Genomic DNA, 14135 nt, shown 5'->3' with positions numbered 1-14135 from the left:
TCAGGCGGTCGCCTCGGCTGTCTCGCGAGTGGCCGCGGGCGGGATGACGAAGCGGTATCCGACGTTCCGCACGGTGCCGATCAGTGACTCGTGCTCAGGGCCGAGCTTGGCGCGCAACCGTCGTACGTGCACGTCCACCGTCCGAGTGCCACCGAAGTAGTCGTAGCCCCAGACCTCCTGCAGCAGCTGCTCCCGGGTGAACACCCGCCCGGGGTGCTGCGCGAGGAACTTGAAGAGCTCGAATTCCTTGTACGTCAGGTCGAGCGCCCGCCCGTTGAGCTTCGCCGTGTACGACGCTTCGTCGATCACGACGTCACCACTGCGGATCAGCGTGGAGTCGGGCTCCTCGTTCCGCACGGCGGCGAGGCGGCCGATCACCAGGCGCAGCCGTGCCTCGATCTCCGCCGGACCGGCCGTGTCGAGCAGCACATCGTCCGCACCCCAGTCCGCGTTGACCGCGGTCAGACCACCCTCGGTGACGACCAGGATCAGCGGTACGTCGATCCCCGTCGTACGAATCAGGCGGGACGCGCTCCGCACCGCGACGAGGTCACGGCGTGCGTCGAGCAGGACGGCATCCGCGTCTGGGGCGTCGACGAGAGCGGCGACCTCAGCGGGGAGGATCCGGATCTGGTGCGGCAGCAGGGCGAGCGACGGCAGGACCTCGGTGGAGGCCTGCAATGCGTTCGTCAGCAGAAGCAACGTGCTCACGCTGTCTCCTTGTGCTGATCGTCGGATCCCTGGTGAGCGACCCGGTCCTTGTGCGCGTCAGGCCCCAACGGCGTCCTTGCCGGGGGCCCGAGCCACACTGGGATAGCAACAGCAAGCTGACATAATAGCCGAAGACTTAACCGATGAGTGAGGCGTCCGACCACATGCCGGAAGTGACGATCAGGTACTTCGCCGCCGCGCGCTCCGCGGCCGGCCGGTCCACCGCGACCGCCGAGGCGACCTCGATCCGCGACCTGATCGCTGTTGTCTCGGCCGATCGTCCGGAGTTGGCCCGGGTGCTGTCGATCTGCACGTTCCTGCTGGACGGGGAGCGCGCGGACCCCGCGACCGCTCTGCAGGCGGGGGCTCAGGTCGACGCGCTGCCGCCGTTCGCGGGCGGCTGAGCCGTCTTTTGGGTGGCTTTCAGAAGAAGAACTTCAGCAGAACGAAGGCAAGGGCGGCGCCGGTGGTCAAGGCCGCCGTGCCGGATCCGAACCCGCGCCGGAACGCCGTCACGAACACGCCCACTGTCAGCGGAACCAGCATGACGAGCAGGGTGATCCCGGCCGCATGCACGCCGACATGAGCCTGGGCCGTCAACACCAGCCCAAGGACGAACGCGAACGTCAGCCCCAGCCACGTGCGCGTCTGGATCGGTCCGTCGACCCAGTCGTCGTGCTGGTCCGTTCCAGCTCCGGCCCGGTCAGTAGCGGCTCGACGAGCCCCGGCCTGATGAGCGCCGCCCCGGCTCGTCCTGGGCTGGTTCGTACCGGTCTGGTTCGTACCGCGACGCCTGCGTGATGAGCGGGAAGCACGGCGATGCGAAGTGGGTGCAACGTGCGCCATCGGTCACCTTCCGTAAAAGACCGAACACGCAAGGTACCACCAACCTTCGGCATCCCCCAAGCCTTGCTGGTCAGCCCAACAACGCGACGACGGCCGGGCTGCTGAACAGGTGCCCGTCGAGCGGCATGCCGGAATCCCGCTCGTACGACTCCTTCCGGTCGGAAGGGTTGTGACTCGTCCAAGACAGACATTCGCCGTACGACGTCCGGCACCTCCACCTGCGCGAGCGCTTCCAGAACCTCAACCACACAATCGCGCGTCCGGTCCCACCCGGCGGACCCGAACGCCGGAGCCGCCTCGTACAGCGGTGTCCCCGGGAGCTCAGCCTCGACCGTCACCCAGACCGAGCAGTCCGCCAAACCCTAGGCCGCCACGTCCGCCCCGGCACCTGAGTTTCCAGCCACCCGCGCCCACAGGGTTGGCGGGACGGGCCGCGCTTGCCTGGAGCGTGAGCCGGTACGCCGCCGGGCTGGCGGCGCACCGGCTGGTGCGTCAGGAGCCGGTGGAGATGCGGTCCGTCGGACCCGGGGTGTAGGGATCGTGCGCGCTCAGGAACTTCGAGAAGGCGTCGATGTCGAGGCCGCCGAAGACCTTGTTGGTGGCGGTGGTGAACGCCGGGAACCCGTCGCCACCGTCGGACAGGAAGTTGTTGGTGACGATGCGGTACGGCGTCGCGTCCACCAGCGGCTGTCCGCCGATCGTGATCGAGCCCGCGACGATCTTCGAGCCGGCCGCGGCGGCCGGGTTCCAGGTGTAGGTGATGCCGGCCACCTGGAGCACCTTGAACTTCGGCGCTTCCGGCCCGTTCAGCCCGGAGAACTGCTGCTCCAGCAACGCCTTGATCTGTGTCCCGGTCATGTCCATCGACACCAGGAAGTTGTTGAACGGCTGCACCGTGAACGCCTGTCCGAAGGTGACCTCACCGTTGGTCGACGCGAGGTCGGCCCGGATCCCGCCCGGGTTCATGAACGCCGCGACCGGAGTCTTCCCGCCTGACACGACGGACGGATCGGCGAGCTGCGCATCCGCGATCAGGTTGCCCAGCGGTGACTCGAGTGAGTCGTCGTTCGTCCGCACCACCGACGGTGTGGTGATGTGGCCGATCACCTTGTTCTCGATCGGGGCGACCAGTTGCTTGTACTTGGCAACCAACTCGCTGGTCTTGCGGTCCTGCGGCACGTCCTGGGTGACGATCTCGTTGTTGGCGAGCGTGTTCACCCGGTCGACGTCGTTGGTCGCGTTGTTGATGCTCAGCCGGACCTCGGTGACGAGGCGGCCGAACGAGGACGCGCTGGTGACGAGGCGAGGCTGACCGGCGCTGTCCTTCAGCGAGCAGTTGTAGGCCTGGTGGGTGTGACCGGAGATGATCGCGTCGATCTCCGGGTCCAGCCCGGCGTTGATGTCGACGACCGGACCGGAAATCCCCGGGCAGCTGTTGTACGCCTTCGGGTCGGCCGGGAAGCCACCCTCGTGCAGCAGCACGACGATCGACTTCACCCCCTTCTTCTTCAGGATCGGGACCAGCTTGTTCGCCGTCTCGACCTCGTCCTTGAACGTCAGCCCTTCGACGCCGGCCTTGGTGACGATGTTCGGCGTGTTCTCCGGCGTCATGCCGATGAACGCCACCTTGCGGCCGTCGTCGAAGCTCTTGATCGTGTAGGGCGCGAACAGCGTCTGCTGCGTGTTCTCGAAGAACACGTTCGCCGAGAGGTACTTGAACTGCGCGCCCTTGAACGGGTGCTTCGTGTCCGGGCAGGAGTTCTGGTTGTTCTGCCCGTCGCCGTCCGGCAGGCAGCCACCGGACTGCATCCGGAGCAGCTCGTGCCAGCCCTCGTCGAACTCGTGGTTGCCGACCGACGCGGCCTCCAGGCCCATCCCGTTCAGCGCTTCGATCGTCGGCTCGTCGTGGAACGCGGCCGACAGCAGCGGCGAGGCGCCGATCAGGTCACCTGCGGCAACGGTGACGGAGTCCTGTCCCTTGGCGGCCGCGGCCGCGCGCAGGTCCTTGAGGTGCGTGGCCAGATACGCCGCGCCACCCGCCGGGATGCCGTTGATGTTGCCGCCCGAGCCCGTCGCCGGCTCCAGGTTGCCGTGGAAGTCGTTGATGGCGAGCAACTGGATCTGCGTGTGCGTCGGCTTGGGCCTCGCCGGCGCTGCCTGGGTCACGGTTCCCCCCGTGGCCATGGCGAGCACCGCGGCCGTCCCGGCGGCGATCAGCCCGAGGGCCCGCCGTCCGCCCAACCGCGTCTTGTCTCGTCGTGTCAAGGCCATGTCTACTCCGTCTGCTCCGTCGTCGTCTCGATCGCCGCGGCTGTGGTGTGCGGCTGCGATCGCCGCGAAAAGGTCCGCGGTGCCGCGAAATTACCCGACATGGCGCGATCCGGAGAAGGACCTGAGCATGAACTCAGCCGGACCTTTTACGGTATTCACGTGACTCTCGAAGCCGTACCCTCACCGTTGCCCTCGGCCACCGCCGCCGCCGTCACGGAACTCGCCCGCGCCGCCGCACACAGCGACGGTGTCAATCCACTGTCCGAGCGCTCCCTGCTCCACCTCGACGGCGAACACCCCGGCGACGTGCACGTCCTCGCGTACGACGGCGACCCCGGCACAATCGAGGTGTCCGGCCTCCAGAGCGCCCGGAACCTCATCGGGTACGGCGCGCTCGCACCAGACGGCTCAGCCGAACTGTTCGTCGCACCCCACTCCAGACGACAAGGCACCGGTACGGCGCTACTCCGCATGCTCCTGGATCACGGCGAGAGCCGCACCCGGGTGTGGGCCCACGGACGGCTCCCCGGCTCTGACGAGCTCGCCCGTCGACTCGGTCTGGAGGTGACACGGGAGCTGTACTTCCTGCGTCGTACCAGGGCCGCTCTTACTGACCCGGTGTGGCCCGAGGGCATCGCCGTACGCACATTTGTGCCTGGACAGGACGATGCGGCGTGGCTGGAGGTGAACAGCCAGGCTTTCGCGGACCACCCCGAGCAGGGCAGCTGGACTGCGGCCGACCTGACCGAACGCTTGCAGCAGCCTTGGTTCGACCCGAACGGCTTCTTCTTGGCTGTGGACTCCGAGAGTGGCGCGGTGGCCGGCTTCCACTGGACCAAGGTCGAGGACGGCGTCGGCGAGGTCTACGTGGTCGGCGTCTCCCCGTCGTACCAGGGCAGCGGCCTGGGCAAGGCCCTCACCCTCCAAGGCCTCCACCATCTGCAAGACGACCGCGACCTGGACGCCATCGTCCTCTACGTAGACGGCACCAACACCGCAGCCCGCCACCTCTACACCGCCCTAGGCTTCGCGACCGCAGCCCTGGACGTCCAATACGCCCCTGTGAACGACCTCACAACGAATCCAACCGCTCACTCCGCGTCATAAACCCCACCCCACCCCGTCCCACCCCTACCAGGAGCCGTCCGCGCCTCTAACCCCCCAGCCGGACGGCTCCTGGCCCCAATCTCCACTTATCCACAGCTGCCACTTCTGACATCGCCACCCAGGCCCACCCCCGACTACGATCGGTGGCGACTACGGAGAGGTGACACAGGTGACTACCCGCAACAGGCAGGCCGTCCTACTACTAACCTGCCTGAGCACAACCGCCCTACTAACCGCCTGCACCTCAGGCAGCCCCGAAGCCGGCCACCCCAACACCGCCCCGCCTTCGAATTCGGGTAGCCCAAGCGCGAGCGGCACCGAGGGGACTCCGGCCAGCACCGCCGGACCGACAACCGGCTCCGTGGGGACAGTCGCGCCGCCAGAGCGGCCGAGTACAGCCAACGGCCTCACGCTCGCCGCAGCTGAACAATTCATTCATTACTACAACGACTTGACAAATTACGCGGCTGACACCGGCGATACAAGCCTATTGCTTGGCGCCAGCGAGGCCGGCTGCGAGAACTGCAAGTCATATGCGGCATTCGTTGCGAAATCCAACGCCGCCAACGGTCTTCTGACCGGCGACTACCGCGAGCGAATCACGGACGTAGCGGAACTGGTTCGCGGTCAGGGTGGAAATATCGGCGGATCTGCGAGTGTCAGCGTCGGCGCGTATGTGAGTCGAGCGACGCCTACAGCTAGCCCGATCAATATCAAGGCAACCAACTACACACTGGAGTTCGCGCTTTCCCCTCAAGGCGGTAACTGGGTGATGTACGAGATGAAACTCGACAAGAAATGACTCTCGGGAAGCCGCTCCTCGGCGGGCTCGCCGCAGTATTGCTCGTCGTCGGCACCCTGTCGGAAAGGGCCTGGGCGTCGGCCGAGCCGCCACTCGCCCCGCGGGCCGTCGAATCACCTAACCCCAAACCCACCACTTCCCCACCTCCGGTGAGCGTCAACCTGACCAAGGAGGGCGCCAAGGCGAAGGCAACGCAGCGGATCGGCGGGCGCTTGGCGAGCGGCCACCCCGCGAGAAAGTCCGACGCGGGGTCTGCGAACCACCCAAAGGGATCCAATGGGAAACATCAGCCGCCAGGTTCTCCAATAACCAAGGAGCCACAGACCTCTGACACCTCGGATCGGGTCGACATCAAGCTCAACATCGGCATTTGCGGGCGGATGCAGCCGGATGGGACGGTACCGGGGCCTAGTCGGTGTACGCCGACTGGGCCGGAGGATTTGACTATGACGAGGCGGACGTTGCCGGCTCGGGTGGTTGTTCCTCGGCCTCAGGATGTTAGTTGGGAGCAGGTGTTGGCGGAGACGAAGAGTGTTGTGTTTCCGGGGTTGGCGGTGACGGTGCAGCCGAGTGGGCGGACGTTGGTTAATTACGAGACTATTGTTTATACCGAGGACAGCAAGGTTTCTAGCACGACCGTTACGTTGTTGGGTTTTCCGGTCGTGGTGGAGGCTACGCCGATCAGTTATACCTGGCGGTTCGGGGATGGGACGCCGGCGTTGACGACGAGTACGCCTGGTCAGCCTTACCCGGCCAAGGACATCACGCACAAGTACATGAGGCGTGGATCGGTCCAGCTCACGCTGACCACCAACTACGCGGCTCGCTTCAACGTCGCGGACACCGGTTGGCAGTACATCGACGGCACCGTCCCGATCACCGGCCCAGCCACGCCGTTGGAGGTTCGGGAGGCTGTCCCGGAGTTGGTTGATCCGACTCGCTGATCTGACGGCGGGGTTGTGGATAACCGGCTGAGGACCTCGACGTGCCCGGGCCTTTGCATGCACCGGCAGTCCGCGCAGGTGCTGACGGTCGCGCCGATGCCGACCTCAGCCAGGCAGCTAGTCCTCTATTTTCTCTATCTTTATTCTTTCCTTGGCATTCACGTCCCTTTGTTGCTTCCCTGGAGGGTTATTCAGAACCCCTCACAGAAGAAAGCAAGAGAAAGGAAGGACAGGGAGAGAAGAGATAGAGTGGCTGGGCGCGTGGCGGGCTGGGTGCGTAGGTGCGGGCGGCCTGTGGTTGGCGTGTCGGGAATGCGATGACCGCGGTGCGTGAGGGATCGGGGCTGTCGAAGACCAGTCGCTGAGTGAGCGGTCCTGCAGCCCGGGGTGCGGATGCCTTGCGTGCCTGCTGGGTGGTTCGAGTCGTGGATTGTGGCGTGGTGGCGTGTGTCTGGCCGACCGCGATCCACGACTCGATGCCGGCACGTCTCTGACCCGCCGACCACCAACCGCCCGCACCGACGCACCCAGCCCGCCAGGCACCCAGTACCCTCTCTATTTTCTCTTTTCTGCCTTTTTAACGTTCTTACTCTTGTTCTTTGCTCCGGGTCTTCAGAACTTCTGAATCACCCTCCCCGCTCTTCTTCTTTGAGGATTTCTGAATAACCCTCCGTTTTCTGGGCTTTCTCTTGCTCTTAGTGCAGGACTGATCTCAGGTGGGCGGTGAGGTGGTTGTGGGCTTGGCGGGTTTCGCCGGGGAGGGTCAGGAGGTTGGCGTGGCCGTGGGTCAGGGAGGGGTGGGGGGTGTGGGTCAGGGCGTTGCCGGCGGCGGACAGGCGGGTGGCGTATTCGTTGCCTTCGTCTCGGAGGGGGTCGAAGCCGGCGGTGGAGAGGTAGGTGGGGCAGAGGCCGGTGAGGTCTTCGGCTCTCAAGGGCGAGACGATCGGGTCGGGGCGGATGGTGGGGTCCGGGGTGTAGTGGTCGCGGAACCAGATGATGTCGTTCTCGGTGAGGAAGAAGCCTTCGGCGAAGAGGTCTCGGCTGGGGCGGCGGCCAACCAGGTCCAGAGCGGGGTACAGGAGGACCTGGAGCGCGGGTTGCGGGAGCTTGCGGCGTACGGCCTGTTGGGCGACGACGGCCGCCAGGTTGCCGCCGGCGCTGTCGCCGCCGATTGCGACCAGTGCGGGATCAACGCCTAGGTCCTCGGCGTGGTCGACGGCCCAGGTGAACGCAGCGATCGCGTCCTCGGCCGCGGTCGGCGCGGGCGCTTCGGGGGCGAGCCGGTAGTCGACGGACAGCACGCGAATGCCGGCATCGGACGCGAGCGAGCGGCACAGCGCGTCGTGCGTGTCGAGATCCCCCACAACCCAGCCGCCGCCGTGGAAGAACACCAGCAAGCCGCGACCCGCATCCCGCGGGACGTACAGCCGCGCGCCGAGCTGACCGTCAGCGCCATGCACGGTGAGCTCAGTCACACGCTGTAGCTCGATCACGGGACCAGAGATCCACCGGGTCAACGACGTCATGTGCGCACGAGCCGTCGCCGCGTCGGACTTCGTTGTGGTCGGCAACAACCCTTCCGCCCGGACGAGCAGCTGGATCTCCGGGTCGAGGGTGTTGCCGTCGATCTGGATCGGCTTGCCGGCCAGTCGTCGCCGTACGGCGATGGGTAACGCGTACAGCGGGGTCAGCGCATTCGCCTGTACGGCGTTCACCGCGCCACGGAGCACCGTGTCCAGTCGTGGGTTCACAAGGAGTGACGCTAGCAACCCACGACCAACCGGGACTGTGATGCCGACGCCGAGGCAACGGAAATGTCACACCGCCAATCGGCGGATGGCTACCCGGCATTCACCAAAGGATGGGATGCTGGTGGACGTGGCTGGAGACTTGCTGGCGTCCCATAACCGGGAGTACGACGTCGAGCCGCCGTACGACATCGCGGCGGCGGGCGACCTCCCGGCGGACCGTTTCTCCGATCGCGAGCTGAGTTGGCTCGCGTTCAACCAGCGCGTCCTGGAACTGGCCGAGAACGATCGGATCCCGCTGCTCGAGCGGGCGAAGTTCCTGGCCATTTTCGCCAGCAACTTGGACGAGTTCTACATGGTCCGGATCGCCGGTCTGAAGCGCCGTATCGCCGCGGGTGTCGCCGTTCGTGCGGCCAGCGGCCTCCTCCCCCGCGAAGTCCTGGACCGGAGCCTGGCCCGCAGCCGGGAGCTGATGGATCGACAGGCCGAGACCTGGCGCAAGGTCGTCCAGCCGGCATTGACCGAGCAAGGCATCGACATCCTGCGCTGGGACGAGCTGGAGCACACCGAGCGCGAGGAGATGACCCGGTTCTTCCGGGACCGGGTCTTCCCGGTGTTGACGCCACTCGCGGTCGACCCGTCGCACCCGTTCCCGTACATCTCGGGCCTCAGCCTCAACCTGGCCGTCGTGGTCCGCAACCCCGACACCGGCGGCGAGCACTTCGCCCGGGTGAAGGTGCCGCCGCTGCTGCCGCGGTTCGTGCGGGTCGCCGAGGGCCGGTTCGTCCCACTCGAGGACGTCATCGCGACCCACCTCGGCCAGTTGTTCCCGGGCATGGAGGTCACGCAGAACCACACGTTCCGGGTGACCCGCAACGAGGACCTCGAGGTCGAGGAAGACGACGCCGAGAACCTGCTGGCCGCGCTCGAGAAGGAGCTGCTGCGCCGCCGATTCGGTCCGCCGGTCCGGCTCGAGGTCGAGGAGTCGATCGACCCGCAGGTGAAGGCGCTGCTGCTGTCCGAGCTGGGCGTCACCGAGGCCGAGGTGTTCGAGCTGCCGGGCCCGCTGGACCTGCGTGGCCTGTTCACGATCGCGAGCCTGGACCGGGCGGAGTTGAAGTACCCGGCGTTCGTCCCGTCGACCCACCCGCACCTGTCCGAGGTCGAGACGGCCAACCCGGCGGACATGTTCCACGCGCTCAAGCAGCGCGACGTGCTGGTCCACCACCCGTACGACTCGTTCTCGACGAGTGTGCAGCGGTTCATCGAGCAGGCCGCCGCCGATCCGCACGTGCTGGCGATCAAGCAGACGCTGTACCGCACGTCCGGCGACTCGCCCATCGTCGACGCGCTGATCGACGCCGCCGAGGCCGGCAAGCAGGTGCTGGTGCTGGTGGAGATCCAGGCCCGCTTCGACGAGCAGGCCAACATCAAGTGGGCTCGGCAGCTCGAGCACGCCGGTTGTCACGTCGTGTACGGCGTGATCGGCCTGAAGACCCACTGCAAGCTCTCGCTGGTGGTTCGCGACGAGCCGGACGGACTGCGCCGCTACGCGCACATCGGCACCGGCAACTACCACCCCAAGACCGCCCGGCTCTACGAGGACCTCGGCCTGCTCACCAGCGACAAGGTGGTCACCGAGGACGTCGCGCTGCTGTTCAACCACCTCTCCGGCTTCGGCCGCAGCGCCGGTTACCGCCGGATCCTGGTCGCACCCCAGTCGGTACGGCGGGGGCTCGTCGAGCGGATCGACCGTGAGGTGGAGCACCACCTGGCCGGTCGCCCGGCACGTGTCCGGATCAAGGTGAACAGCCTGGTCGACGAGGCTCTGTCGGATGCGCTGTACCGAGCCTCACAGGTCGGCGTACCTGTCGAGCTGTGGATCCGGGGCATCTGCACGATCCGGCCCGGCGTACCGGGCCTCTCGGAGAACATCCGGGTCCGCAGCATCCTGGGCCGGTTCCTCGAGCACAGCCGGGTGTTCATGTTCGAGAACGGCGGTGAGCCGGAGGTGTGGATCGGTTCGGCCGATCTGATGCACCGGAACCTGGACCGCCGCGTCGAGGTGTTGGTGCATCTGAAGGAGCCCGACCACGTCACCGAGCTGAGCGACCTGTTCGACCAGGCCATGGACGACGGCACCGGTTCGTGGTGGCTGCAGCCGGACGACACCTGGCAGGCCAGGTTGACCGGTGAGGACGGCCAGCCGCTGCGCGACCTGCAGGAGAAACTCATCGCCACCCTGGGGCGGCGCAGGATAGCGGAACCCATTACGTAGGGTGAATTCATGAGTGTCCCGGCGACCGTCATCGCCGCGGGTGGGGTTGTGTGGCGGGAGCGTCGCGGGACCCGGCAGGTGCTGTTGGTGCACCGGCCCCGCTACGACGACTGGTCCCTGCCGAAGGGCAAGCTGACCGCGCACGAGCACATATTGCTCGCCGCGCGGCGAGAGATCGAGGAAGAGACCGGCCAGCGGGTCGTGCTCGGCCCAGCGCTCGGTGTGCAGCGCTATCCGGTCCGCAGGAACGGCAGTACGGCGCAGAAGCTCGTCCACTACTGGTCCGCCGTACCGGTCGACGAGATCGGCTTCACGCCGAACGACGAGGTCGACGAGGTGACCTGGCTCGCTGTGGACAAAGCGCGCGTGAAACTGAGCTATCCGCGTGATGTGGACATTCTTGACGCTCTGGACCCCACGATCCCGGTGATCTCCACACTCGTCGTGGTGCGGCACGCAGAGGCGGTGAAGCGGAAGGAGTGGGACGGCAAAGACACGGACCGTCCGCTCACCGATGCCGGTACGGCGGTTGCCGAGCGGTTGACCGGCGTACTGGCGGCTCTCGGCGTCAACCGGTTGATCAGCAGTGACGCGGAGCGGTGCGTCGCCACGATCGCGCCGTACGCCGCCTCGATCAAGCGACACATCCACCTGTGGCCAGAGATCTCGGAACGCGGGTACGACGCGGATCCGGACAACCTGCGTGGACTGTCCGAGAAGGCGTGGGCTCCGGGCCGGGTGACCGTGGTGTGCTCGCACCGTCCGGTTCTGCCCGCGTTGTCCCGGGAGTTGGGGCTCAAGGTGGGCAAGTTCGCCACTGGCGCGTTTCTCGTCGCGCACCGGCTGGCTGACGGCCGCATCGTCCATGAGCGCTTCGGCCCGCCGTGAAAAGGCTCCCTAGGACACACGAAGGATGCGCTACAAGCACGGGTCGGTGACGATCCAGGCACAGCCGTGGGCGTGTCCGGGTGACACTGGGTGTGACGGGTATGTTCCTACCGAGGAACCCGGCGTCCCACCGGGCGCGGGTCTGAGGAGAGGTTCGGGCGCACCATGACGATGATGCGAGAACTGACACTGATCGGGATCCGGATGGAATCGCCCAACCGGGCCCCCGTGATGATGCTGCGCGAGACCGAGGGCTACCGCTATCTGCCGATCTCGATCGGTTCGGTCGAGGCGACCGCGATCGCTTACGAGGAACAGGGGCTGCGCCCGTCGCGGCCGCTGACCCATGACCTGATGCGTGATCTGATCCAGGCGTTCGACGTACATATCGAGGCGGTCGAGATCGTCGAGCTGCGCGACGCCGTCTTCTACGCCGAGCTCGTGCTCGCCAACGGGGTCCGTGTCTCGGCCCGGCCGAGCGACTCGGTCGCCCTGGCCGTCAGACTCGGTACGCCGATCCGTTGCACCGAACAAGTACTCCTCGAGGCCGGCGTCGCCACCCCCGAGGAGGAACAGGCCGAGCTGGAACGCTTCCGTAAGTTCCTCGACGGCGTCGCTCCAGAGGATTTCTCCAGCTGACGATCCCGGCCGACACCTCGGTTTCGGCCGGCGCAGATAACCATTCGGCACCATGTATCGCAGTGCCGCGGGCGTGGTGATCTACTACGGCGTGGCGAGGGTCTCGGGGGAGAATGCGCTCAGCGTTACCAAAACGTGAGCGAATGTGGTCTTGTGGCCACCGAGCGTCACGGCTCTTAACTCAGTTCACCTGTTGGCCGCCTTTAGGCACGCCAGACGTCGCACACGCTATCGGAATCGTTCACCGCTCGTTCACCCCTCGCGGGCCGGTCGGTCACCTGTTCTCCCTACCGTCTGTGGAAGTTCAGATGTCTGATCCCCGTAGAAGGGCAACATTCTCGTGTCCGTCAATCGTCTGCTCCGCGTCGGCTCTGTCGCCGTGGCATCCCTCGGCGTCCTCGCTCTGAGCGCCTGTGGCAGTGACCCGGAGCCGTCAGGTTCCTCGAGCCCCGGGGGCACGTCGTCCTCGGCCGGTGCCGACTGCCCGCAGGGCACCCTGAACGCTGAGGGCTCCTCGGCGCAGAAGAACGCCATCGACGAAGTCATCAGCAAGTACAACGAGAAGTGCGCCGACGTCACGGTGAACTACAACCCGACCGGTTCCGGTGCGGGCATCAAGCAGTTCAACGCGGCGCAGGTCGACTTCGCCGGTTCGGACTCGGCCCTGAAGCCGGACGAGATGACCGCGGCCACCAAGCGCTGCGCGAACAACCCGGCCATCGACCTGCCGATGGTCATCGGCCCGGTCGCGATCGCGATCAACGTCGACGGCGTCTCCAAGTTCGTCCTCGACGGCCCGACCGCCGCGAAGATCTTCCAGGGCACCATCAAGACCTGGAACGACCCGGCGATCACCAAGCTGAACCCGGGCGTCACCTTCCCGTCGGCCCCGATCTCGGTCTTCTTCCGGTCCGACGAGTCCGGTACCACCGAGAACTTCGCCAAGTACCTCAAGGCCGCCGGCGGCGGCGCCTGGACCGGCGAGCCGGCCAAGAAGTGGACCGGCACGGGCGCCGGCAAGGAGAAGTCGGCCGGTGTCGCCGAAGGCGTGAAGTCGACCAAGAACTCGATCACCTACGTCGAGTGGTCGTACGCGGTGGACAACAAGCTGACCGTCGCCTCGATCGACAACGGCTCGGGCACGCCGGTGGAGCTGTCCGCCGAGTCCGCGGGTAAGGCTCTGGCTGCGGCGCAGCCGGCCGGCACCGGGACCGACCTGGCCCTGAAGCTGGACTACGCGACCAAGGCCGCGGGTGCGTACCCGATCATCCTGGTCACCTACGAGGTTGCCTGCACCAAGGGCCTGCCGGCCGAGAAGACCGCGCTGGTGAAGAGCTTCCTGAGCTACTTCGTCAGCAAGGACGGCCAGTCGTCGCTGACCGATCTGAACTACGCGCCGCTTCCGGCCGAGATCCAGACCAAGGTTGACGCCGCCATCCAGGCGATCAGCTGAAGTCGTCGATCAACTGACCGACGAAGCAGTGTGAAGAAGCAATGATGCGAGCCCCGGCCGGTCCCGAGTCTTCGGAGGACGGCCGGGGCTTCGCCTCGTCGGAACCGGAACGGACCGCGAGCGACCCGACCGGAGCCCGGTGGATCGGGCCGACGCAGACCGTGAAGCAGACCTGACCACACGACCCAGGCGCTTGGAGCACCATCGATGAGTAGTCCAGACGGCACGGAACCGCCCGACCGGCCGGACGGCACCGCCGCCGACGCGGCGACGGCCAACACCCCGGACCAGGCGAACGCCGGTACCCCGACCGCGGACCAGGTGGCCGCGGACCCGGAGGCGAATCCGGCAGCGAGCACGGCGGGCCCGGCCGGCCAGGAAGAACCCAGGATCGAGGATCTCGTCGACGAGACCTCCGCACCGGGCCTGCGAAGCTTCGGCGGCCTGA

Annotated in this window: 13 protein-coding genes; 8 read left to right on the top strand and 5 right to left on the bottom strand. The window is 66.5% G+C overall.

What is annotated here, in order from left to right; all coding sequences use genetic code 11:
• A complete protein-coding gene (locus tag ACWF4Z_RS19685) occupies positions 1 to 711 on the bottom strand; it encodes a winged helix-turn-helix domain-containing protein (protein WP_452244518.1) in 711 nt (236 codons plus the stop codon).
• Positions 712 to 854: 143 nt separating this feature from the next.
• On the opposite strand from ACWF4Z_RS19685, the gene ACWF4Z_RS19680 reads away from it, so the two are divergent.
• On the top strand, positions 855 to 1115 hold the full coding sequence (locus ACWF4Z_RS19680) for a MoaD/ThiS family protein (protein WP_452244517.1): 261 nt from the start codon (positions 855 to 857) through the stop codon (positions 1113 to 1115).
• 19 nt (positions 1116 to 1134) lie between these two features.
• Here the strand turns inward: ACWF4Z_RS19680 and ACWF4Z_RS19675 are convergent, their stop codons facing one another.
• Together ACWF4Z_RS19675 and ACWF4Z_RS19670 are read right to left on the bottom strand one after the other, a co-directional pair.
• Positions 1135 to 1557 carry a hypothetical protein gene (locus ACWF4Z_RS19675; protein WP_452244516.1) on the bottom strand — a complete coding sequence of 141 codons (423 nt, stop codon included), beginning with the start codon at positions 1555 to 1557 and terminating at the stop codon, positions 1135 to 1137.
• Between the two features lie 492 nt (positions 1558 to 2049).
• A complete protein-coding gene (locus tag ACWF4Z_RS19670; protein WP_452244515.1) occupies positions 2050 to 3828 on the bottom strand; it encodes a bifunctional metallophosphatase/5'-nucleotidase in 1779 nt (592 codons plus the stop codon).
• Positions 3829 to 3987: 159 nt separating this feature from the next.
• Between ACWF4Z_RS19670 and mshD the strand changes: the two genes are divergently transcribed.
• The 3 genes from mshD (at position 3988) to ACWF4Z_RS19655 (ending at position 6681) form a co-directional block, all read left to right on the top strand.
• Positions 3988 to 4935 carry a mycothiol synthase gene (gene mshD / locus ACWF4Z_RS19665; protein ID WP_452244514.1) on the top strand — a complete coding sequence of 316 codons (948 nt, stop codon included), beginning with the start codon at positions 3988 to 3990 and terminating at the stop codon, positions 4933 to 4935.
• A 169-nt stretch (positions 4936 to 5104) separates the two neighbouring features.
• The gene (locus tag ACWF4Z_RS19660; RefSeq protein WP_452244513.1) at positions 5105 to 5737 is read left to right on the top strand and encodes a DUF6318 family protein; all 633 of its coding nucleotides are present in this window, start codon (positions 5105 to 5107) and stop codon (positions 5735 to 5737) included.
• A 647-nt stretch (positions 5738 to 6384) separates the two neighbouring features.
• Complete coding sequence (locus ACWF4Z_RS19655; protein ID WP_452244512.1) at positions 6385 to 6681, top strand: PKD domain-containing protein; 297 nt, start codon at positions 6385 to 6387, stop codon at positions 6679 to 6681.
• Between the two features lie 695 nt (positions 6682 to 7376).
• On the opposite strand, the gene ACWF4Z_RS19650 is transcribed toward ACWF4Z_RS19655, so the two are convergent.
• A complete protein-coding gene (locus ACWF4Z_RS19650; protein WP_452244511.1) occupies positions 7377 to 8432 on the bottom strand; it encodes an alpha/beta hydrolase in 1056 nt (351 codons plus the stop codon).
• Between the two features lie 115 nt (positions 8433 to 8547).
• Here ACWF4Z_RS19650 and ACWF4Z_RS19645 point away from each other — a divergent pair, with 115 nt between their 5' ends.
• The 4 genes from ACWF4Z_RS19645 to pstS all read left to right on the top strand — a co-directional run bounded on the left by ACWF4Z_RS19645 (position 8548) and on the right by pstS (position 13687).
• On the top strand, positions 8548 to 10707 hold the full coding sequence (locus ACWF4Z_RS19645) for an RNA degradosome polyphosphate kinase (RefSeq protein WP_452244510.1): 2160 nt from the start codon (positions 8548 to 8550) through the stop codon (positions 10705 to 10707).
• Between the two features lie 9 nt (positions 10708 to 10716).
• Positions 10717 to 11595, top strand: a complete 879-nt coding sequence (locus tag ACWF4Z_RS19640) for an NUDIX hydrolase (protein ID WP_452244509.1) — start codon at positions 10717 to 10719, stop codon at positions 11593 to 11595.
• Positions 11596 to 11760: 165 nt separating this feature from the next.
• Complete coding sequence (locus tag ACWF4Z_RS19635) at positions 11761 to 12234, top strand: bifunctional nuclease family protein (protein WP_452244508.1); 474 nt, start codon at positions 11761 to 11763, stop codon at positions 12232 to 12234.
• 340 nt (positions 12235 to 12574) lie between these two features.
• Positions 12575 to 13687 carry a phosphate ABC transporter substrate-binding protein PstS gene (gene pstS / locus ACWF4Z_RS19630; protein WP_452244507.1) on the top strand — a complete coding sequence of 371 codons (1113 nt, stop codon included), beginning with the start codon at positions 12575 to 12577 and terminating at the stop codon, positions 13685 to 13687.
• Here pstS and ACWF4Z_RS19625 read toward each other — a convergent pair.
• A complete protein-coding gene (locus tag ACWF4Z_RS19625) occupies positions 13680 to 13892 on the bottom strand; it encodes a hypothetical protein (protein ID WP_452244506.1) in 213 nt (70 codons plus the stop codon). The genes pstS and ACWF4Z_RS19625 overlap by 8 nt on opposite strands.
• Positions 13893 to 14135: the final 243 nt, after the last annotated feature.

This window comes from Kribbella sp. NPDC055071, from assembly GCF_053608045.1.
Note: the sequence above shows the minus strand (reverse complement) of the source record. Positions and strands in the feature narration are given on the sequence as shown.

Excerpts from the sequence above, each read along its gene's own strand:
- ACWF4Z_RS19680 (WP_452244517.1), top strand. The coding sequence starts at position 855 with ATGAGTGAGGCGTCCGACCACATGCCGGAAGTGACGATCAGGTACTTC.
- ACWF4Z_RS19675 (WP_452244516.1), bottom strand. The coding sequence starts at position 1,557 with ATGGCGCACGTTGCACCCACTTCGCATCGCCGTGCTTCCCGCTCATCA.
- ACWF4Z_RS19670 (WP_452244515.1), bottom strand. The coding sequence starts at position 3,828 with ATGGCCTTGACACGACGAGACAAGACGCGGTTGGGCGGACGGCGGGCC.
- ACWF4Z_RS19645 (WP_452244510.1), top strand. The coding sequence starts at position 8,548 with ATGCTGGTGGACGTGGCTGGAGACTTGCTGGCGTCCCATAACCGGGAG.
- ACWF4Z_RS19640 (WP_452244509.1), top strand. The coding sequence starts at position 10,717 with ATGAGTGTCCCGGCGACCGTCATCGCCGCGGGTGGGGTTGTGTGGCGG.
- ACWF4Z_RS19635 (WP_452244508.1), top strand. The coding sequence starts at position 11,761 with ATGACGATGATGCGAGAACTGACACTGATCGGGATCCGGATGGAATCG.
- ACWF4Z_RS19625 (WP_452244506.1), bottom strand. The coding sequence starts at position 13,892 with ATGGTGCTCCAAGCGCCTGGGTCGTGTGGTCAGGTCTGCTTCACGGTC.